The organism is Bradyrhizobium retamae (genome assembly GCF_001440415.1).
Lineage (GTDB): Bacteria > Pseudomonadota > Alphaproteobacteria > Rhizobiales > Xanthobacteraceae > Bradyrhizobium > Bradyrhizobium retamae.
In genome coordinates this window covers 12278-31739 of the sequence record NZ_LLYA01000158.1, presented here as the reverse complement: position 1 = coordinate 31739, position 19462 = coordinate 12278, and the positions used below count along the sequence as shown (strand labels likewise).

Annotated in this window: 27 protein-coding genes and 1 pseudogene; 4 read left to right on the top strand and 24 right to left on the bottom strand. The window is 59.2% G+C overall.

Going from position 1 to position 19462, the window contains the following annotated elements:
- Positions 1-106: 106 nt before the first annotated feature.
- Genes CQ13_RS19895 through CQ13_RS19885 form a run of 3 tightly spaced genes read right to left on the bottom strand, consistent with a single transcriptional unit; the run spans position 107 to position 3860 of the window.
- On the bottom strand, positions 107-2500 hold the full coding sequence (locus tag CQ13_RS19895; RefSeq protein ID WP_057844589.1) for a xanthine dehydrogenase family protein molybdopterin-binding subunit: 2394 nt from the start codon (positions 2498-2500) through the stop codon (positions 107-109).
- The gene (locus CQ13_RS19890; RefSeq protein ID WP_057844538.1) at positions 2497-2982 is read right to left on the bottom strand and encodes a (2Fe-2S)-binding protein; all 486 of its coding nucleotides are present in this window, start codon (positions 2980-2982) and stop codon (positions 2497-2499) included. The genes CQ13_RS19895 and CQ13_RS19890 overlap by 4 nt, the downstream gene beginning before the upstream one ends.
- Positions 2979-3860, bottom strand: coding sequence for an FAD binding domain-containing protein (locus tag CQ13_RS19885; protein WP_057844537.1), 882 nt, complete (start codon positions 3858-3860; stop codon positions 2979-2981). The genes CQ13_RS19890 and CQ13_RS19885 overlap by 4 nt, the downstream gene beginning before the upstream one ends.
- Positions 3861-4029: 169 nt before the next feature.
- Here CQ13_RS19885 and CQ13_RS45750 point away from each other — a divergent pair, with 169 nt between their 5' ends.
- The 3 genes from CQ13_RS45750 (at position 4030) to CQ13_RS19875 (ending at position 6032) form a co-directional block, all read left to right on the top strand.
- Positions 4030-4467, top strand: a complete 438-nt coding sequence (locus CQ13_RS45750) for an LLM class flavin-dependent oxidoreductase (protein ID WP_245309238.1) — start codon at positions 4030-4032, stop codon at positions 4465-4467.
- 368 nt (positions 4468-4835) lie between these two features.
- Positions 4836-5138 (top strand): hypothetical protein, encoded by a 303-nt coding sequence (locus tag CQ13_RS45745; RefSeq protein WP_245309237.1) that lies wholly within the window; start codon positions 4836-4838, stop codon positions 5136-5138.
- Between the two features lie 18 nt (positions 5139-5156).
- Entirely contained in the window at positions 5157-6032 is an 876-nt protein-coding gene (locus CQ13_RS19875) for a polysaccharide deacetylase family protein (RefSeq protein WP_057844536.1), read from the top strand.
- Between the two features lie 52 nt (positions 6033-6084).
- Here CQ13_RS19875 and CQ13_RS19870 read toward each other — a convergent pair whose 3' ends face one another.
- The 19 genes and pseudogenes from CQ13_RS19870 to CQ13_RS19785 all read right to left on the bottom strand — a co-directional run bounded on the left by CQ13_RS19870 (position 6085) and on the right by CQ13_RS19785 (position 17935).
- On the bottom strand, positions 6085-6639 hold the full coding sequence (locus CQ13_RS19870; protein WP_057844535.1) for a flavin reductase family protein: 555 nt from the start codon (positions 6637-6639) through the stop codon (positions 6085-6087).
- A 10-nt stretch (positions 6640-6649) separates the two neighbouring features.
- Complete coding sequence (locus tag CQ13_RS19865) at positions 6650-7876, bottom strand: acyl-CoA dehydrogenase family protein (protein WP_057844534.1); 1227 nt, start codon at positions 7874-7876, stop codon at positions 6650-6652.
- A 190-nt stretch (positions 7877-8066) separates the two neighbouring features.
- On the bottom strand, positions 8067-8495 hold the full coding sequence (locus CQ13_RS19860; protein WP_057844533.1) for a GNAT family N-acetyltransferase: 429 nt from the start codon (positions 8493-8495) through the stop codon (positions 8067-8069).
- A 47-nt stretch (positions 8496-8542) separates the two neighbouring features.
- On the bottom strand, positions 8543-8845 hold the full coding sequence (locus CQ13_RS19855; RefSeq protein ID WP_430649699.1) for a hypothetical protein: 303 nt from the start codon (positions 8843-8845) through the stop codon (positions 8543-8545).
- The gene (locus tag CQ13_RS43170; protein ID WP_156433770.1) at positions 8842-9225 is read right to left on the bottom strand and encodes a hypothetical protein; all 384 of its coding nucleotides are present in this window, start codon (positions 9223-9225) and stop codon (positions 8842-8844) included. The genes CQ13_RS19855 and CQ13_RS43170 overlap by 4 nt, the downstream gene beginning before the upstream one ends.
- A complete protein-coding gene (locus tag CQ13_RS43165; protein ID WP_156433769.1) occupies positions 9216-9383 on the bottom strand; it encodes a hypothetical protein in 168 nt (55 codons plus the stop codon). The genes CQ13_RS43170 and CQ13_RS43165 overlap by 10 nt, the downstream gene beginning before the upstream one ends.
- A 1-nt stretch (position 9384) precedes the next feature.
- Positions 9385-9615, bottom strand: a complete 231-nt coding sequence (locus CQ13_RS19845; protein WP_057844532.1) for a hypothetical protein — start codon at positions 9613-9615, stop codon at positions 9385-9387.
- Positions 9612-10316 (bottom strand): hypothetical protein, encoded by a 705-nt coding sequence (locus tag CQ13_RS19840; protein WP_057844531.1) that lies wholly within the window; start codon positions 10314-10316, stop codon positions 9612-9614. The genes CQ13_RS19845 and CQ13_RS19840 overlap by 4 nt, the downstream gene beginning before the upstream one ends.
- Before the next feature lie 388 nt (positions 10317-10704).
- Positions 10705-11568 (bottom strand): tail fiber protein, encoded by an 864-nt coding sequence (locus CQ13_RS19830; RefSeq protein WP_245309236.1) that lies wholly within the window; start codon positions 11566-11568, stop codon positions 10705-10707.
- A 141-nt stretch (positions 11569-11709) separates the two neighbouring features.
- Positions 11710-11910, bottom strand: coding sequence for a hypothetical protein (locus tag CQ13_RS19825; protein WP_057844528.1), 201 nt, complete (start codon positions 11908-11910; stop codon positions 11710-11712).
- Positions 11882-12385, bottom strand: coding sequence for a hypothetical protein (locus tag CQ13_RS19820; protein ID WP_057844527.1), 504 nt, complete (start codon positions 12383-12385; stop codon positions 11882-11884). Before CQ13_RS19820 ends, CQ13_RS19825 begins: the two co-directional genes overlap by 29 nt.
- Positions 12386-12392: 7 nt before the next feature.
- The gene (locus tag CQ13_RS19815) at positions 12393-12659 is read right to left on the bottom strand and encodes a hypothetical protein (protein WP_057844526.1); all 267 of its coding nucleotides are present in this window, start codon (positions 12657-12659) and stop codon (positions 12393-12395) included.
- A 254-nt stretch (positions 12660-12913) separates the two neighbouring features.
- Positions 12914-13510 carry a hypothetical protein gene (locus CQ13_RS19810; RefSeq protein WP_156433768.1) on the bottom strand — a complete coding sequence of 199 codons (597 nt, stop codon included), beginning with the start codon at positions 13508-13510 and terminating at the stop codon, positions 12914-12916.
- A 321-nt stretch (positions 13511-13831) separates the two neighbouring features.
- A complete protein-coding gene (locus CQ13_RS44495; RefSeq protein ID WP_057844524.1) occupies positions 13832-14278 on the bottom strand; it encodes a hypothetical protein in 447 nt (148 codons plus the stop codon).
- A gap of 206 nt (positions 14279-14484) precedes the next feature.
- A complete protein-coding gene (locus tag CQ13_RS19800; RefSeq protein ID WP_156433767.1) occupies positions 14485-14925 on the bottom strand; it encodes a hypothetical protein in 441 nt (146 codons plus the stop codon).
- Between the two features lie 891 nt (positions 14926-15816).
- Positions 15817-16128 (bottom strand): annotated as a pseudogene (locus tag CQ13_RS47170) (phage terminase large subunit); the annotation flags it as partial.
- Positions 16129-16292: 164 nt separating this feature from the next.
- On the bottom strand, positions 16293-16664 hold the full coding sequence (locus CQ13_RS47165) for a hypothetical protein (protein WP_430649698.1): 372 nt from the start codon (positions 16662-16664) through the stop codon (positions 16293-16295).
- Positions 16665-16826: a hypothetical protein gene (locus tag CQ13_RS43160; protein WP_156433766.1), complete on the bottom strand. Its 162-nt coding sequence runs from the start codon at positions 16824-16826 to the stop codon at positions 16665-16667. It lies immediately after the preceding gene.
- A 761-nt stretch (positions 16827-17587) separates the two neighbouring features.
- Positions 17588-17935 carry a hypothetical protein gene (locus tag CQ13_RS19785; protein ID WP_430649697.1) on the bottom strand — a complete coding sequence of 116 codons (348 nt, stop codon included), beginning with the start codon at positions 17933-17935 and terminating at the stop codon, positions 17588-17590.
- 140 nt (positions 17936-18075) lie between these two features.
- Here CQ13_RS19785 and CQ13_RS19780 point away from each other — a divergent pair, with 140 nt between their 5' ends.
- The gene (locus CQ13_RS19780; protein WP_245309234.1) at positions 18076-18297 is read left to right on the top strand and encodes a hypothetical protein; all 222 of its coding nucleotides are present in this window, start codon (positions 18076-18078) and stop codon (positions 18295-18297) included.
- A gap of 6 nt (positions 18298-18303) precedes the next feature.
- Here the strand turns inward: CQ13_RS19780 and CQ13_RS19775 are convergent, their stop codons facing one another.
- Both CQ13_RS19775 and CQ13_RS19770 read right to left on the bottom strand, forming a co-directional pair.
- A complete protein-coding gene (locus CQ13_RS19775; protein WP_057844519.1) occupies positions 18304-18657 on the bottom strand; it encodes a phasin in 354 nt (117 codons plus the stop codon).
- A gap of 465 nt (positions 18658-19122) precedes the next feature.
- The gene (locus tag CQ13_RS19770) at positions 19123-19329 is read right to left on the bottom strand and encodes a hypothetical protein (protein ID WP_057844518.1); all 207 of its coding nucleotides are present in this window, start codon (positions 19327-19329) and stop codon (positions 19123-19125) included.
- Positions 19330-19462 lie beyond the last annotated feature (133 nt).

Here is a 19462-nt window from a genome sequence, read left to right as displayed (position 1 = left end):
GTATGAAGGTTTTGCGACACAGCACTTTGCGGGGAAGGCCGCAGCACCGCCCGGCGCGCCATCAACGTCCGCCCTGCCCCTCCTGATCAAACTTATCGCGGTCGCATTAGATGCGTCGTAAGGCGGTCAGAATGACCTGAGGCGTGAGCGGGATTTCCGTAATGATTGTCCCAAAGGGCCTGAGCGCGTCGTTGACCGCATTGGTCACGGCGGCCGCCGCACCTGCCGTGCCGGCTTCCCCTGCGCCCTTCGCGCCCAGTTCCGATTCGAGGGTCGGTGAAACCACATGTCCGACGTCGATGTCCGGCATTTCACCGGACATCGGAACCAGATAGTCGGCCATATTTGCATTGGTGAGTTGGCCACGTTCGTCATACACGCATTTCTCGAATAGCGCGGCGCCAAGCCCCTGCACCACGCCGCCTCTGATCTGCTCATCAACCAGTTGCGGGTTGATGATCGTGCCGCAATCCTCGACCACCCAGTGCTTCAGCAGCTTCACAAAGCCCGTATCGAGATCAAGCTCCAGCCATGAGGCCTGAACGCCATTGGTGAAGGCGAAAGGATATTCGCGCGGGACAAAGTGTCTGGTCGCCATCAATTCGGGCTGAACACCCGGCGGCAGCGTGTCGGGGCGGAAATAGACAATTCGCGCGAGCTCGCTCAGATCGATCCGCGGCGCGCCATCGACGACATTCACTACCGCGTTGTTGACGATGTCGAGCTCGCCCGGCACAGACTGGAGGATGGCGGATGCGACGTCGAGTACGTTTTTCCGCAGAACCTTGGTGGCCTGCAGTGCGGCCTCGCCGCCAATGCCGGCACCACGCGAGGCCCAAGTTCCCCCGCCATACGGCGTGTTATCCGTATCGCCCAGCATCACGCGGACGCGATCCATCGAGACGCCAAGCACGCTTCCAACGATCTGCGCGGTAAGCGATTCCGATCCCTGTCCCTGCTCGGTGATACTTGTTTGGCAGATCACTGACCCCTGCGCATCGAGCCGCACCGCGACACCGTCCTGCGAGGATATCTTCGCACCGCCCACGCCATAAAATGCCGCGCTCGGGTTGGTAACCTCGATGAAGCTGGCGATGCCGATGCCACGATGGATGTTCTTCACTCGCAAGGCAGCCTGCTCAGCGCGCAACGCATCGTAGTCCATCATTTGGACGAGCTTGGCGAGCGCCGCATGGTGCGACAACCGCTCGAAGCGCAGACCTGATGGCGAGGCGCAGGGGTAGGCATCGTCGGCAATCAGATTGCGGCGACGGATTTCAACCGGATCCATGGCAATCTTCATCGCGGCCAGATCGACCAGGCCCTCCGTCACCGAGCAGGCGATCGGATGGCCAACGGCACGGTACTGGCACATCACGTTCTTGTTCTGGAATACGACGCGGGCACGGGCCCGGTAATTTCCGGTCACATAGGGCCCGCCGACCAGATTGACGACCTGATTGGCCTCGATCGCGCTGGTGCGCGGGTACATCGAATAAGGCCCGATGCCCGTAAGATCGTCGATCTCGAATGCCATGATGGTACCATCGCGCTTGACGCCGATCTTTCCCTTGCAGCGATGGTCGCGGGCATGAATATCGGTGTTGAAGCTCTCGACCCGGTCGGCGACGAACTTGACCGGACGCCGCAGGAGTTTGGATAGTGCGTAGGTCGCCATCTCGTCGGCATAGATATGGACCTTGATACCGAAGGAGCCGCCGACGTCCTTGCAGACGACGCGGACCTGTGATTCCTTCAAGCAAAGATGGAGCGCCGCGATATTCTGCACCATATGCGGCGCCTGCGTGCCTTGATAGATGGTCAGCCTAGCTTCCGCAGCGTTCCAGTCTGCCACTACCGCGCGCGGCTCCAGCGTCACGCCGGTGTGCCGTCCGAAAACGAATTCTGCTTCGACCACCTCGTCGGACTCGGCAAAGGCCAGATCGACGGCGCCCGCGTCGTGAATGCGCTCGAACGCCAGATTGTCCCCGAGGGAGGCGTGGATCACAGGCGTTGCCGGATCGAGCGCGGTACGCATATCCGTTACGGCGTGCAGCTCCTCATATTTAACCAAGACATGTTCTGCGGCGTCCTCGGCCTGTGCGCGGCTGGCCGCTACCACGGCAGCGACCGCTTCACCCTGCCAGCACACTCGGTCGACAGCGATCGCACTTTGCGGGGCGGATTTGAGTCCCTTCAGATGCGAAAGCACGCCGACCCACGGCGTGACGACGGTCGATAGCTCCCTGCCTGAAACGACGGCGATGACTCCGGGCATCTGCTTGGCCGCTGAGGTCTCGATGCCAACGATCCTCGCGTGCGCATGCGGCGACCGTAGGAACACGGCATGCGCCATACGTGGCAGCTCGATGTCGCTGACATAGAGCCCGCGTCCTTGCATCAGCCTATCGAGGTTCGGCCGCGGCACTGTCTTGCCGATATACGAGTTCGGGCGGTCCAGCGCAGAAAGTGTTTGCGGATTTTCCCGCTCCGATGTCATGGCCGGCGTCCCCTGCGCGCCCACGCTGTGCTCTCGATGGCGTCGACGATGGCCTGGTAGCCCGTACAGCGACAATAATTTCCGGAAAGATGTTCGCGTATCCGTTCTCGATCCGGACACGGTGATTGCTTCAGCAGATCCTGCGCCGCCATCAGCATTCCCGGCGTGCAGAAACCGCACTGCAGTGCGTTACGCTCCCGGAATGCTGACTGCAAATCGGCAATTTCGCCGCTATCGGACAGTCCCTCGATCGTCTCGATCGCTGCATTCTGCGTCTGAACCGCGAGCATCAGGCAGGAGCGGACGATGTCGCCGTTGACGCGGACCGTGCATGCCCCGCACACGCCATGTTCGCATCCGACATGCGTGCCGGTCAGCTTGAGATGCTCGCGAAGAAAATCTGCCAGATTCAGGCGCGGCAGTACATTCGCTTCGACGAGCTCGCCATTGACACTCAACGCAATCGCAACCGTAGCCGTCACGCTGGCGCTCCGGCACCAAGATCAGGCCGGGCAAGCAGTAACGACACGCAGCGCGCCAACAGAACCTTCGCCAGATGCCGACGCATGGCGGGTGTCGCTTGTTGATCCTCCAGCGGATCGAGTTCATCGTCCAATGCAGAAGCTGCCTCAATCAACACCGCAGGTGTGATGGCGACATCGACCAGCTTGCTGGCAGACTCGGCCAGCAACGGGCGATCGCCGACGGCAAAGAAGCCAAGTCGAAGATCGGCGAAGCGCCCATCCCTGATGGAAGCCTGCGCTGCGAGGCCAACAATGGCGTAATCGCCATGCCGACGGGCGAACTCATGAAAGAAATGCGTCGAGTTCTTTGGAGTCACCGGCAGCTCGACGGCAACCAGCAGTTCCTGCGGAGTAAGCGCGGTTTCGTAGATCCCAACGAAGAACTCGTTTGCCGCAATCCGCCGCTCGCCGCCCGGTCCGCGGGCAATGATGGTAGCGCCAAGCGTGAGCATGCAGGCCGGCAGCTCCGAAGCTGGATCAGCGTGCGCAAGGCTCCCCCCAATCGTGCCGCGATTGCGGATCGCGGGATGGGCGATATGGGCGACCGCATCCTTCAGCAGGGGAGCATGGGCTGCTACTTCCCGCGACTTCAACAGATCAGCGTGACGTGTCAGCGCGCCGATGGTGAGGACCTCTCCCTTCACCGCTACCCCGCGCAACTCGGTCAGCTCGCCAATATCGACAATGAGTTCCGGCGCGACCAGGCGCAGATTCATCGCCGGCAGCAAGCTCTGGCCGCCCGACAACACCTTGGCCCTTTCGCCATACGTGGTCAGCATTTCCAGCGCATTGGCGACGCTGGTTGCGCGGGCATAAGCGAAAGCCGAGGCTTTCATTTTTGGCGTGACCTCCCCGGCCAACTATCGACATTTTCGCGGGATTAGACGGCTGAGACCGCCAAAGGTCAAGTTTGTTAGATGACTATTTCGACTTTGAGCTTGTTTTCGAGGGACGAACGACGCACGTTTTGTGCAAACAATAGGTTGCCTTTGGGGAGAGCGAACCATGAAGCTTGGGTTCTTTACGATGCCGATCCATCCTGTCGACAAGGATTGGCGGCTTTCGCTCAAGGAAGATCGCGAGGCTTTCCTGCTGGCCGATGAGCTCGGGTTCACCGAGGGCTATGTCGGCGAGCACACCACGGACAGAGCCGAGAACATCACGTCTTGCATCGCATTCATTGCATGGCTCGCTGCGGCAACCAGCAAGATCAAACTTGGCACCGGCACCGTCAACATGCCGAACGCCCATCCAGCAGCGATTGCAGCCTCGATAGCGATGCTCGATCACATGCTCGAGGGGCGATTGATCTTCGGCATCAGCCCGGGCGGCCTGCTGTCGGATGCGGAAGTATTTGGCAATCTCGAAGGCGGACAGGAATGCCATGTTCCTGGAGGCTATCAATCAGGTGCTTCAGATCTGGGCCAGCGAGCCGCCCTATAATCTGCAAGGTCAATTCTGGAATATATCGGTGCAGAAGACTCTGATCGAAGAGATCGGCCAGGGCTTCATTCCGCGCCCACTGCAGCGGCCGCACCCGCCGATCGTGGTCACTGCCGTGGCGCCGTTTTCAAAGGGCGTGACCGAAGCCGCCGCTCGCGGTTGGGAACCAATCTCGGCCAACTTCCTGATGCCGGCCTGGGTGAAGAGCCATTGGCCGAAATACGTAGAGGGATGCGAACGCGTTGGCCGTCCTGCGGATCCAGCGAATTGGCGCGTTGCCAAGAGCGTGTTCGTAGCCAAGAACGCAGGCTACCGCAAAGGCTTACGCCACCGATCCAAACGGACCTTATGTCTACTACTATCGCTCGTTGCTTACCAAGCTGAAGCGGAGCGGTCGCATCGAGCTGTTCAAGACCCGCCGCGATCAGCCGGACGACGAGGTGACGCTGGAGTCGATCTGCGACAAGCTGATCATTCATGGCACCCCGGACAGCGTGGCGGATCAACTGCTGGCTTTTCAGGAAGAGACCGGGCCCTTCGGTACCTTGCTGTATGCCGGCAAGGACTGGAAAGACCGCGAACTGGGCCGACAGTCGATGGTCCTGATGGCCGAACAGGTCATGCCGAGGATCAATGCCAGCGCGTCCGGCGATTCCAAAGCCGCCGAATAATCCGCGGAGGAGCTTGCCGTGGCGCTGAGCGATCGCATTCCCTATCAAGCACAAGTCGACAGGCCGAAGCTCACCCTTCCCGGCGGCAAGAAACTCGCGGTATGGGTCATCCTCAATGTCGAGGAGTGGCGGATCGAGAACGCGATGCCTCGCACCGTGCTGAGCCCGCCGATGGGCCAGCCGCTATTGCCCGACGTGCCGAACTGGTCCTGGCATGAATACGGGATGCGCGCCGGCTTCTGGCGACAGCTCAAGGCGCTGACGGATCGCAAAATACCGGTTACGTTGGCGCTCAATGCCAATGTCTGCAACGCCTACCCGCGTGTCGCCTCCGCTGCGCTCGACGCCGGCTTTGAATTCATGGGCCACGGTTTCGTGCAGGGGCCGATGCACAAGGTCGAGAATCAGGCGGATGCCATCAAACGATCGGTCGAGACAATTTCGAAATTTGCAGGCAGGCCGCCGCGATCATGGGAAAGCCCCGGCCTCACCGAGACCGAGGAAACCCTCGATCTGCTGCGCCTCAACGGCATCGAATACGTCGCGGATTGGGTGATCGACGATCTGCCGCAGGACATCGCTACGCCTCACGGCACCATCACGACGATCCCCTACTCGGTCGAAACCAACGACATCGTCATCCACGCACTACAGCATCTTTCTTCCGAGCAATTCCTGAAACGCTGCACCGACCAGTTCGATCGGCTATATCTCGAAGGCGCCTCGAACGCGCGGATCATGGCGATCTCAGTTCACCCGTACATCACGGGCGTGCCGCATCGTATCAAATATCTGGAGGCGTTGCTCGACTATGTCCTGGGTCACGACGGCGTGGCCCTGATGACAGCCAGCGAGATTGGCGACTGGTATCGCGCAGAGATGGCAAATATCTAGATTTGCGGTCTGCCGCATGATCGTCGAAGGTCCAACGAGCTTCGGCGATGGCTCACGAGGTGTTACTGTCATCTCCAGCAATGAACCTTCCGAAACTACCGCGCGCAAACAGCAGGGGTTCCTGCCGATTATAGGCATAAGCCTCGACGGCGCCGAGGAAGATGATGTGGTCGCCGCCGTAATATCGATTGGCCGCGCGGCATTGGAAATTGGCGACGCAATCGGTCAACACCGGCGCGTCGCCAAGCCCCGGCGTCCAGTTCACGCCGGCGAACTTGTCATCCGACGACTTTGCGAACTGCGACGCCAGCGCCTGCTGGGAAGCTCCGAGAACGTTGACCGCAAAATGGCTGGCGTTCTGGAAGATCGTAAGCCCCTGCGAAAACATCCCGAGACTCCATAACACCAGCGGCGGATTGAGCGATACCGAAGCAAAGGAGTTGCAAGTAACGCCGTACGGCCTCCCGTCCGCGGCCATTGCCGTGACAATGGTGACGCCGGTGGCGAATGTGCCGAGCGCATTGCGAAAATCGCGCGGGTCAATCGCCGAGTTGTCGCTGGCAAGTTCATTGGCCGGATCGGCCGGATGTTTGGGGGCATCAGACATCCGCCGGGCCTCAGAGCGTCAGATTTTCGGACGGCAGGCCAAGCGCCACGCGTCCATAGTTTGTTCCTGCCGCATCAAAATTGAATGCGAGGTGCGAATTCACGGCGTGAGCGTCACGAAACTGCCGCTGCAGCGCGCCTGACGTGAACAGGCTGCGTGCGCCACTAGCCGCGAACAACAGCGAGACCGCTTCGGTGCAGAGGTTCACTGCGAAGGCGCCATCCCGCCGTAACCTCGTCTTGACCGCAAGGTCTGGAATATGGCCCCGCCTCGCCTCGGACATCGCATCGATGCAGTTCGTACGCATCACGAGGCGCGCCGCATCGATCTTGGCGGACGCCTCCGCGATCTTGATTTGGGTCGTCTGCAGATCGCTGAGTTTGGCCCGATTGTAGGTCGAGGCCCGATGCCGCGCGAACTCGACGTAATCATTGAGACAGGCTTGCGCATTGCCTAAACCCACGCCCGACAAGACGTAAGGAAACAGTGAGAATACCGGTAGCGCATAGAGCGCGTTTGGATTGACGGCGCTTCCGGGCGTCGGTCCGCCGGTCAGATCACTGACTGCGATGGTCATGTTCTCCGCAATGAAGCGGTCCTCGACCCATACATCGTTCGACCCGGTACCGCACAGGCCCGTCGCATTCCAGGTGTCGTTGATCCTGTATTCGCTCCGGTTGAGCAGGAATATCCGGTATTCGATACCCTCGGCCTCATCGTCCGAGGACACCACGCCTGCAAGCATGTTCCAGTCGCAGGATTCCACACCCGAGGAGAACGGCCAATGACCGCGCAAGACGTATCCCCCTTCCGCCTTTCCCGCGCGCCCGGCTGGAAAGATGAAGGACGAGGCAATCAACGCATCGGCATTCCTGCTCCAAACGGCGTCCTGCGCATGCTTGTCGAACATGCCCAACATCCAGTGGTGGCTGGCAAGGTTGGCGAAGTTCCATGCTACGGAAGCATCCGCCTGTGCCAATGCGTCGGAGCAATCGACCAGAGCCACATAGTCAAGCTCGGCACCTCCGACGCGCCTGGGCTGCACGACCCGGAACAAGCCGGCGTCATGCAAATCACGTTCGGTCTCGGGCGGCAGGCGGCGGAGCTCCTCCGTCTTTGAAGCGCGACCGCGCAACTCCGGAATCAAGGCCTTTGCACGTGCAACCATGGCGGCATAGCTGTCCGAGCCCGGCCCCGCGGGTGAACCAGCATCCGGCTTGCGGCCGTGCTCCGCCATGTGTTTCCTCGCCTGCTCCGTTGCTTTACGCCGCCCGCACTTTGCCAGTCTATCGGCTGATGGCCAATGATCAAGGCGGGGCGGAACATGGCTATCCTCCGCAAGAGGTTGCTCAAAACGCAAAAAAGCCCGGCGGCCGATGGGCCACCGGGCGAGTAGAGGCATTTTGAGGCATGGAAATGCCAAGCAGCTATTTCATGTCTTTGCGCCAATAAAGTGTGTTCGGCCAGGCCCAGGGATGGGTTGGGCTGAACAGGCGGTAACCTGCGCGAATGAAATTGTTGGCTGACGAAATATTATCCGTAGTGTCAGATACGATCGAACACCACCCAATCAGACGTGCACGCGCCTCCATGGCTCGCATCAGGCGCAACTGAAGCCGACGTCCGCAATGCTTGCCCAGCACGCCCACGCGGCAAAAATAGCCGGCTTTGAAAACGTGCGTCGACGGAATGACACCGGCGAAAGCAACAGGCATGGTTCCGCAAAGCGCAAGCCACCAGTGCCCCTGATCGAATTGCGGAACGGGCGCGGTGTCAAGAAACGTCAACTGATGAAGTTCTGCAAGTGTGTCCGCAATATCGTCCTCGCTCGCGTCAACCTCACGAATTTGATACATGTCGCGCCTGCATCCGAGTTCGTCTATGTGTGCGGCAAGTCAACCTATCATTTGCCGAGCGTCGCCTTGATGCCGAGCCATACGGCACCGACGAATCCTGTTACGATCATCGTGACGACCGCCTTGAAGGTATAGCTCTGTGCCTGCTCGACGCTTCTTCGCCAGCGCCGCAGGTGCTGAAAATCAGCGCGAAGCTCTCTTCGATCGTCCTCGTCGATCCCAAACGAAGTCAGTGTCGTTGCGACGGCTTTGAGAACCACTGCGTCGATATCGTCGTGACGAATCCTTTGCTGTTCGGCCAGCGTCTCGATGACGATGGCCCTGACATCCGCCGCCTGCATCGCGGTCATCGCTTGATAATCCGCGCCACGTTCTCGAAACCTCGCTTGGCGAAATAGAACGATACCACGAGATTCGAGGTAATCGCCGCAAAGCCAGCGAGCGGATCGGTCGTGCCAAGGCCGAGAACCTTGTCCCAGATCAAGAGTTTTCCAAAATAGACCGCGACGAAATATCCCATCAACTTGTCGGGCTCGTACCAGTGCCCGATTTCGGCCGTGCGATATCGCATGATGGCGTTGGTTTCGGAGACCTGCGCGGCGATCTCTGTCGATGCGGTCTCACTCGCGATCTTCTCCGAGGTGTTACCGGCAGCAAGCTTCGCTTTGTAACCTTCGATCAGACCCTTGATGACCGGGCCGCCGATGAAACTGATGATGGTCATCCACATTTACGCGCCTCCAGCGTCATCCATACCGCGAACACGATCGCCAACCCTTCAGCGCCGAACACGCCAGGACGGACCTGATAGAGCTGGCTTGCCATCCAGAGCACCCATCCGCCGGCCAGCACGGCCGTCCAAGCCAGCACGGCGAGCACGATTTTCATGTCAGAGCGTCCGGCGGCGGCAGGCTTCGGTGATCACGCCGGCCAGCGCTGCGAAGGCCAGCATCTTGAATGCCGACCTAGCGTCCAGGCTCGATAGCTGCGTGAAGTCGTATCCCGAGAAGGTCGCGATGAGGCCTGCGCCAACGATGCCGACGACGTATTGGATACGCGCCCAAAGGATCGTCACGGAATCCTTGCACCATGCCTTGACCGCGTTCCATGTGCTGATCATGCTTTCCTCCTGAAAACCACGTTGAAAATGTTGGCGATGAACGCCCCGATAGAGCCTTTCGACGGATTGGCGATGGATGGCGTGGCGGGCTTTTCAGCCGGGATCGGTTTGACGGAAGCCGCGGGCGTAATCGTCGCACCCGTGAACGTGATGGTGGGATCAAGCGCCATCATCGTCTTCAGCAGGCCGGCGCAACCAGGCTGGCTATCGACGACGTTCGGATCGTAGACGCCATCACGGACATACTTGCCGGATCGATACTGGTCGGTGCCGGCCCAGATGTAGGGCGACGGCCTCCCTCGCGCGGCGTAACCAAGCCCGTTATATTGCTCGAGCTTGGCCAGCGTCCGGCCAATACTCCAGTCCTTGTTGCGCGCGGCATAAGGGGCGCAGTTGACGAGCGCGTCGATCGCCGCCTCTTCCCACGACCTGAAGGGGCCGCGGCCGGCAGGCACATGGACCGAAACCCTATTCCAGGGATCGCCCTGCGCCAGCGATCCGGTCCAATCCTGTGAGCACTCGCGCTCATGGATGACGGCAATAGCCGGCCAAGGGACGCCGGTTCTGGCGGATACGGTTTGGTATCTCGCCTTGGCACCCGGCGCCACTAGCCGCCGGGCAACAGTCGTGAAATTGCGGGTCAGCCTGGCGGCGGCCCAGCGCTTGGCGTTCGATTCGGTGAGAGCGATCAGATTTGTCATGTGCTCAGGTTGACCATGCGTCGGTTGTGAATTTGTTTGGCGGGCGGGAGCTTTGGTTTGTTTTCCCCGGATTGCGGCCTCCTGGCGCAATTCCGTCCGCTAATTGTCCATTCCCCATGAAAAAGCCGCCCGACAATGAGGGGCGGCGGTTGGTGATTTCCCCCGGATTGCTGTTCCCGGCGGGGGTGTGATACTGACGAGCAATGCGTTACGCGATTTCCGCCTTTCTCAAGGTTCGATATTGGATCAGGCCCGACGTTCGGGCGTGGCTTGACGGTTTCGGGGCTCTATTTGCGATCACGCTTTTCTTTTGCTTGATCCAGTCGGCTCACGACGGCATTGCGAACCGCAACCGCGACTTCGACGCGCAGCGATGGTGGTTCCCGATCTACAAAATCCTTATGATGTAGCTGCAAATAATCGTCGGTTGCACGATGTTGTGCGCTGAAGCGGAACCTGCGTTGTTCGTAGTAAACGGATGGACGTGTCGCGTACTCGCCCCACCGGTCTGGACACTTTGGGTCGAGCCGTTGAGGCCCGCGCCCGATCCGCTCGCCCCAAATGCCAAAGGTGCTTGTTCCGAGTGCGTGTGGTCCGGAGTATCGTTTCCAGTCGTACCTGTATGATTGTGCGTCAGGATGACGTTGTTGGATTCCAACCCTCCCACCGCGCCCATATTCGCCGAATTCCCGCCGAAATAGGTTGCCGTCAGCCGCGACGCCGCAGCCTCTTTCATTGCGGAGACGCGTCCGCGCTTGTCCGGAACATTGAACGTGGTCGAGCCGTCGCCGATGCCGTAAGTCGTTCCCCACCGCGCGAAGGCCCGCGCGTAGACGGTTCGTGAAATCGCCTGACCGGCCGGAAAAATGAACGCGCTGTTCGGCGCCATCGTGTCCCAATAGTCCATACCGGCCAGGAACGGCACGTTGAATGGGCTGGTAAAGTAGCCCCGCAGATAGAACGCGCCATCCGCGTTGCTATAGAGCGCCGTGTAAGGCGTGCCCTGCACCAGCGTTCCGGCAACTAGCTCGGCATTTGGTGCGCTGCGCAGAGGCCTCGCTCCGAGCCCGTCAACGTTCAGCGTTACCGTGTCGCCGTTCGTAGTGTGCGGCGTGAACGCGATCATCTGGCCGTTGAGTCGCGCCAGCGTGTCGAAAACCTGATAGCTCGAAATCGTGTACGCCGTCGCTGTCCCGCCCGTGACAATCGCGCCTGCAATATCATCGCGATGTTTGGCGACCGACGCCATCATCGCGCGCGCCGAGTCGTTCACGCTGGAGGGCGATTGCCCTTCCTGCCAGTTGATCGAAGGATCGGCAGTCGCGTTGTTTGCCGCCGTCTGCGACCATCTATGGAGAGTCATCTTAATTCCTCCGTTCCGGTCAGCCGCCGGCTATGCCTTGCTGTTCAACTCGAGATATTGCGCGCAGGGGCACGCGGGCACCCGTGCCGTCACGAGATTGCGGATCACGCCGAGCGGAACGCCGGGGCTTTGCTTAGCCACGGCGTCTACGTGCGCGTCTACGATTTCCTCAATTTCGGCCCTGACCTGTTTGATGCGCTCTTCAAGCGTTGGGGTGTGTGTCGTTTTCATTGGATTTGCTTTCCTCATTCGTGCGGGTCTCGTTCTTCTGGTATGCCGCCAGCTTGTGCCTCGCGGTGGCTGCCTCGTTCTGCGCCCTCCGCAGCGCCTTTTCGCGTTGGGCTTCGTGGGCTGCCACGTAGACCTGCAGGTCATACGGCAGCGATTTGAAGCGCTGCTTGCGGTCGTTCGGCCACGAGCGCGGCGGGTCGATTCCGGCGAGATTGCTGATCGCCGCCGCTGCCGCGCCCCCGAGCGTCGGGTCTGCCAAGCCGGCCGAGACATGCAGCCGCGATATGTCCTGGACCGCAAGCCAAAGCCGCTCGATGCCGAGCGGAGCGCAATCCACGACGAAACGTGCGACATGTGCCGGCGCTGCGGGACAAGGCGACAGGCCGTGCAGCTCGCACCATTTCGCGAACATCGGCGCAGCCTGCATCCGGGCTCGCGCCAGGGCGGCGAGCACCGGGTTGATGGTAGGACGCATCGGCCGTTTAGCGCCTGGCCTTGCGCAGCGCTTCGTGAACGGTGCCCATCTTCTTGCGCAGCGCCATCAACTGGACCCGCCGGCGCAGACTGTGCGGACTGGAGTCGATCTCGCCACACAGCTCGGTGTCAAAATTATCCAGCGTCGCGGCGCGCTTCTTCAATCCGTAGAGCGCAAAATTTTCTGCGATCTGATCCGTTGAGGCTGGCTTGCCATAGAGCTTGCTGGTTATGGAGTCTGCTCGGTCGATGAAGTCTCGATCGTCGTCTGCCATTAGATTTTCCCTTTCTTAGTACGCACGACAGCCGCACGGCTGCGAAGTGCGCGATGGAAGCGAAGGTCCACGTTGGGTGCGATGTGGGGACCGAATCGGCAGGAGACGCTAGCTAGCACGTGTTGAAGATAGGCGGCGGTACCGGCCAATCCGGGGTCGGCTCGTTAGTCACAATTCCGAGCGGCCTAGCGGTCTGCGGCGCGACCGGCCGCGTCGGATCCGTGGGATCGGTGCCGTAGAGAGAAGATACCCAGTTAGCGATGCTCTTGCCTTCTCCGATCCGTCCCCGGGGGCGCCTGGCCCTGCGACCCAAGGCCAAAATCATTCGTCAGCCAGGCGGGTTTGCGCACAGCGGTCGCGTCGGAGTGGCCTCTTGCAAAATTCGCTTGCTGCGAAAGAAAGCGGGGACCAGTCGTATCTATCTCTGTTGACTTTCGACCTAGCAATCTCCTCACAGGTTGCTCAACATAGCCGTTGAGCATATTGGCGGCCCCGCCGCCGATCTCGGATAGTACCGGCGGTAAACCGGCCCTACCCGTCACCGACCCCAGATGGTAAGAAGCGCTACCGACAAACGCTGGAGTCGCAAATTCTTTTGGAATCCCCCACTTCGGGTGACGCTGTAGATCCTGCTCACCGCCTTGCTTGAAAGCGGCATACATCTTGCGCAGGCCGTCAACCATACCACTGCTCGCAATATCAGCCGCGAAAGCGTTGGCCTGAGCTTCGTTGAAGTTCGCGGGAACGGCGAGATAGTTGTTTGGATTGGCGAAAGCCCCACGCGTTTTCGTGCGACCTTGATCGTCCGAATAGATGTAAGCATTCTGAGATCCCGCTGGCATCGGATCCACGACAGGCTGGCCATCAACGATAAGGAATTTGGCTGGAACATAGCCCCATTAGGTTTCCTGTATCGTCCATGGCTCCTCTCCTTCTCGACCTAAAGGCCGAGTTCAATATCGTGCGAGTTTTGGGGTGCTTGGTTAAGAATGCCAGGGATCGCAGCCGGTCCCATCTTCGGCCTACTATCTACCGTCGTTTTCGTCCTCTGCACTCAGGGGAACCAAAGCAGCGTAGAGGTTCCGACTAGGTGGGACCGCCCGTCGTTGTTTCTGGCAAGAAACATCCCCGCGGATAGATGCCACGATACGGTCGACTGCCAGGCAGAAGTCCTACGCTCCGGCGGTAGGACAAACTGTCCCGTTGGTATCGTATATGACGGCGATACGATCATCGAACATCAGTCGAAAGCTGTGGCATTGGCCGACTCTCTGTTTGGTACCATCATCATCAATGAAGTCATACAGCCTGCATTTGGAAAGATACGACTCAAGCGGCGATGCGTAGATGCGAAATCCGACTACCTGAAGCCAATCGGCCGGCATCGTCACGCCGAATACGGGGAGCGCCATCACGACTAGTGGGAGAGAAACGACCATAAGTTCGCGCCACCTGCATCGTATCAAAGCGGACAGAGAAAGAAACAGGAGTGCAAGCGCGCATGCCCCCGATATGAACAGAAGTGGCCAATCCGCATAGCTCGAAACATAGGCTAACAATTGGCTCGCCAGCCAACCTACCAACGCAACTACGATCAAAATGTATTTCCACCAGGTCATGAAAGCCTTGAATAGGAATCGAGAAAGTCGAGAATCGAATTCTCGCGCCGTCCAGCGCTGTCCATTCGTTAGCCTGACTTCATTTTCCGGACGTAATCTGCCTGCCTCCTAATCAGCGGGTTGTGACAGTGATCGAGAAATTGCTGCCACGCCCAACGATCGCCATTTGTCAGCTTAACTTCATTCCCAGACATGCGCTCTTCCCCTTAGTAGTCCGCGTCTTTGTCGGAATCCGAAGTGGAAATCACGCCGCAGTTCGACATCGCAACAAGGGCCGTATGGCTCTGCGCACTTCGCGATGCTCGCCAGTAGATGCCTGTGTTTGGTGTCGTGGAAATGCTTGCGCCCAGATAGACATCCCAGAAGATCAAGCCGAGCATGTTGCGGGACCGAATGGCATTGCAGCAATTTTCTGTTCGCTCGAGCGCGTCGACAAAATCTGGTGCACTACCGAAGCGCTCGGAACTAAAGAAGGGATTCTTGGCCATTTTCGTGTTCGCGACGGCAATCGCATCTGCCTCTGACTGAATGGGATGATCTCCCGGCTCGCAGAAATTATTCGTGCGATAGACGAACTGAGCTATCCACACGACCAGAGAAACGGTCAGGGCAAGAAACACATTTCTGGCACGAAAGATTTTCTTCACGTTGGCCCTCGGTCATATGAAGAGCTAGTTCTGCGGCTGAAGCGCGGCTTAAGCTGACGTCTGACTCCGCAGCTCTATTCCTGCCAAGGCTCCAGGGCGGTATCCGCACTTGTTGCCTTAGGCGATCCGCATCAACTGGTTGCGCATATATGAACGAGTCTTCGGTGAACACAGCGCCGCAGTTTGAAAGCGACATTTCCGCGTTAACGCGCCGTTCTGCCGCTTCTCCTTCTGTGCTTTCTTTAACAACAACGTTCCAGATGATGACCTTGAGGATATTTCTGGTTCTGGTAGCTTCGCAGCAATTATCCTCCTGATCCCAGGCAACGAGTTCGGGCATCACATCAACATATCCATAGATCTCGTGGCGCACGTAGTTGGCTCGACTAATTCGTATTCTTGCTTGCTTAATCGCGTCAGCCTCTGACTGAATAGGGTGATCTCCAGGCGCGCAACGATTGTTCTTGCGATAGGCAAATTCAGCCATCGGACGACGAAGCCACCAGAGCAAGCAACACGTTTCTGGTCCGAAAGATCTTCTTCATGCCGGCTTCGGCCTCCGCGGGAGGGGCCAACTTTAAGGCCCGTCGATGGGATTATTCGTGAACCGCGCCTGGACCTTGCGCGCATAATTTCAGGATTTTTTGTGCAGATCCCTGGCCACTCCTGTCTGCGCACTTCTCAGCGCCTGCCGGATTTCCGCGCGTGATACAGCGCCACCGCATCTTTGATGTCGCCGGAGCTTGAGAGTTTAGCGCTAAGCGTCCGCAGATCTGCCTGCTGCCGTTCCGAAGGTGTACGCGACGTGCCGGGCCGCACGACCGGCGGCAGCGGTCTTGCCGCGGCGGCATCCCTCGCCTTCATCATCAGGCGGTATTTTCCGGCGTCATACTGCATCCCACGGAAGATTACAAGACCGTCACCGGGCGTCTCGATCTTGTCGCTGTAGAGCTTGAAGCCGTTACCAACGCCGAGGGACGCAATCTTGCTCTCGATCAGCCGCTTGCTCGATTGCGCCAACGTCCGCTGCGCCTCGCGAATGCTGACCGCAAGCGTCCCACGCTCGGCCTGGCATATCTCGACCAGCAGTTCGCCGAAGAAATGCGATTTACCCGAGCCGCGACCGCCGTAAACCCCTTTGTAGCGTGCAGGTTCCAGAAGCGGCTCGAAGACCTTCGCTGTCGGGATTTTCAAGATGGACAATGGCGGGCCTACCTTAGTGGATGGAGAGGCGCGCGACAGGTTGTGGCAGCGCAAGGACGGTGGCGAACGCGACACTGGGCATGCATAAAATACGCTTTGCTGCCGCTGTTCTTTACCGAAGACAGCCGGTCAGCGCACGATTCCAGTCAGTCTCGCTGATGATTTCAGGATTTTTCGTGCAGAGAGACTCCTCGATCTGCATCAGCGGCGTTCTTCAGGCTGGCCGAAATCTGGGCACATCTATTGCCTGCGACTGTCCGCGGACCGCAATAGCGCGAATTTTGCTCGTCTCCCTTTTCAGGATGAACTATAACACGCTCGATCCTGTGTATGAGTTCGAGCGCGCTGTCACCGCCGTTCTCCAGCGGCTGTGTGGCCTTGCCCCAGCCGCGGTCGAGAATGGCATTGGCGGCCGAGACGCGAGCGGCGGGAGTGGCATCCTTGCTTCGCATGATGCCGACGAGAACGCGGATCGCGGTTCTGGTGTGGCTCCGTGCCAGAGAACGAATTTCAACAAGAGCCTTTGCTTTGCCCATTTAGGCTTCTCGGCTGTGCGGTCCGCCATGCTTGCCTGAACTTGCATCGATACGACCGATGGAGGGCTCTCGCAGAGTGGTGCGAAAGGCAATTGTTGGAAAATCCGTCTTCGCGTCGTCGCGTTTGAGATGCGGGATGAACTGAATGACGTCGATGCTCACGAGAACTCCTCCGATACGGCGATGACAATGAGGCCGACAAGCGCAAGCGAGATCCGGCAGGCGGTCATCGGCGTCGCTCCAAAAAAATGTGCGGCATGATCGCGGTGTGCAGGCGCAGATCATTTGGGGCGCGAACCTTATCCCGACGGGGGCCGCGTGCGGCGCGTGACGATCCGCGCCGCGGGTCGGCATGTTCGCGCATGCCGGCCAATTGGGTGTGATGGAAAGTTCGGACGGCGGCGCGCTCGTGACGCCCGGGCGGGGGGCGTTGGGAGTTGCGGCGTCGATGTGCGGCCGCCGTCCGATTCGAGAATTCCAAACAAAAAGCCCGCGACGGATTTCTCCGTGCGGGCTTGGCAATTTTCGCGATGATGACGTTATGCCGGTGATTTGCCCGACATGTCAAACCGTTTTCGAGTGGTCAACGAATTGCGGAAAACTCGACGAAACGGCTACGACAATTTGAAACCGGCTGGTTGAAACTCTTATGAAGTGAAAAGCCCGTCACCGTTTTGCGGCGCGGGCTCTACTGTATCGGCGATGGTGTCATCGTGCACCTGATTTGCCCGACACGTCAAGTACCGGTGCAGCCTCAAATCGAACGCAGCGATATCGAAACGAAATCGTTGGCCGTGGATGGCGCAATCCGCGGTTCAACTGAGCGCAAGGAGGCCATCCTAATGAGCTCTTTCGGAGCCCTGCGAATTTCCGTGATGATACAGCTATGCCGGCGATTTGCCCGGCGGGTCAAACGGCACGCTTTATTGCGGCGCGCGATTAGCCGGGTGAACCGGCTTTGGTACGGGCGGTTCAGGCTCCACCTCAAGCTTCGGCTCGGTTGGCATGACCTGCGCACCGGCTGCCCGTGCAGCTTCGCCGGTGGTGCTGTAATTAGCGATCGTTGGGTGCTGTACTTTCGGCTTGTTCCACGGCCCATGATCAACGATCAGCATGCCGAGCACGCCGAGAATGGCGACCCCAATCGCGACCTTCAATGGCACGCCACCGCTTCTGATCAACTGATCTTCAGTCAATTCTTTCGCCATCGGAAAACCCGCGTTGCTTCCTCTTGCCAGATCAAATCCGGACGATGCCGAAAGTTCCCTCATCGACCTGCAGAGGTGGGACCTATTGGGAACAAATGTATTGGCCACGCATTGTCGGAACATCAGCCGTCGCTCGGCGAATGCCAAAGCGATCGAGTGAGTTGCAAATTGTGAATGAAACCTCAGGACCATCCCAGCCCGGCATGGCGGAACGCGCGATTGATACCGCGACCGATGTGTCACGCACGCTGACAGAAGTGTCCGCCGCGCTGCAGGCCGCGGTGGCCCGGCTAAGCGATGCAGTCACGGCGGCACGGAAACCGGGAATGCCGCTCTCGACCATCAGCGCGATCACTCGCGAAGCGCCGCTGGCCAGTCTGTTCGTCGCCTTTTTGTTCGGTGTCGCGATCGGACGTCGCCGCTAGCAGCCCTCAGAACTTGCCCTTCGTCGAATCCTTTGCGGCGGACATGACGCCGCCGGTTATCTGTCGCATATGTTCGCCCGCGTTGGTGAACTGGCTGCGCAGGAATTCAGACTGGATCTGCATCGCTTCCTGGAGATCGGTTGCATGGACCAGTTTGCGGGCATGCTCGAACGCAGCCTTCATATTCTGTTCGGTAAACGACAGCGCCTGTTTGGAAATTTCCGTACCCGCCCCCGGCATCGACGTCATGGACTTTCCGGCGGCATCGAAGAACATGCCGAACGCTTTTTCTGCCTGATCGATAGTTCTCTCGGCCAACTCGCGCAGCTCAGCCGGGACTTCGAGTTTCGGTTCAGTCATGGTCGCTTCTCCAATGTCGACATTGGCAGGTTAGCACAATTCCCGGCTGCGTCCTGCGCCGTATTGGACCGAGCTCCGAGATAGACCTCGGCGGCCGGCATGCGGCCGACCCTCCAGAATGCCCAAGGAATGATTTCCTTCCCTCATGGCCCGTAGCCGTACGGGTGCGGTGCCCGATTACAATGGTGGCAACAGTATGGCATAGTGACTCAGGCTTAGGGATCGGCTGTCGGTGGCGTTGCGTCTCTGCTTTAAGTCTCTCTGGGGACATGGAGATAAGATGCTGCAAACATTTCGACCAACGCCGACCTGCACGCGCTTTCAAACCGGCATAGAATGCCGTGCATGAAATGCGGCGCACAGATGCGGCTCGCCGCGATCGAGCCACGCGACCAGAATTACGACGTGCTGACCTACCGCTGCATGCCTTGCGACTCCGGCGAGAGTTTCCTGAAGGCGCGCTGATTACGAGCCGTTCAGCACGGCGATTCCCGCCTGTGTCAGCACGATCCCCTCGTCGCGCACTTCGACCAGGCCGAGACCGGTCAGTATTCTCAAGTCTTCGTCGCTGACCGGCGACAGTTTCAGTCGGCGAGCTTGGATGTCCCGCAACGTCCAGCGGAGATCGATAGTCTTCTCGAGGCTGAATTCAGCGAAAGGATTTTCTGCCATTCGCGTTCACTTATTGGGCCATTTGAATCAGATCTATCGTGGCTGCGGCGGCCCTGGACGCGCCTGATAATGCGGCAATCGATGTCAGGTTCCCGACGACGCGAAGACAGCACCGACCAGAGGTATCCGCGCT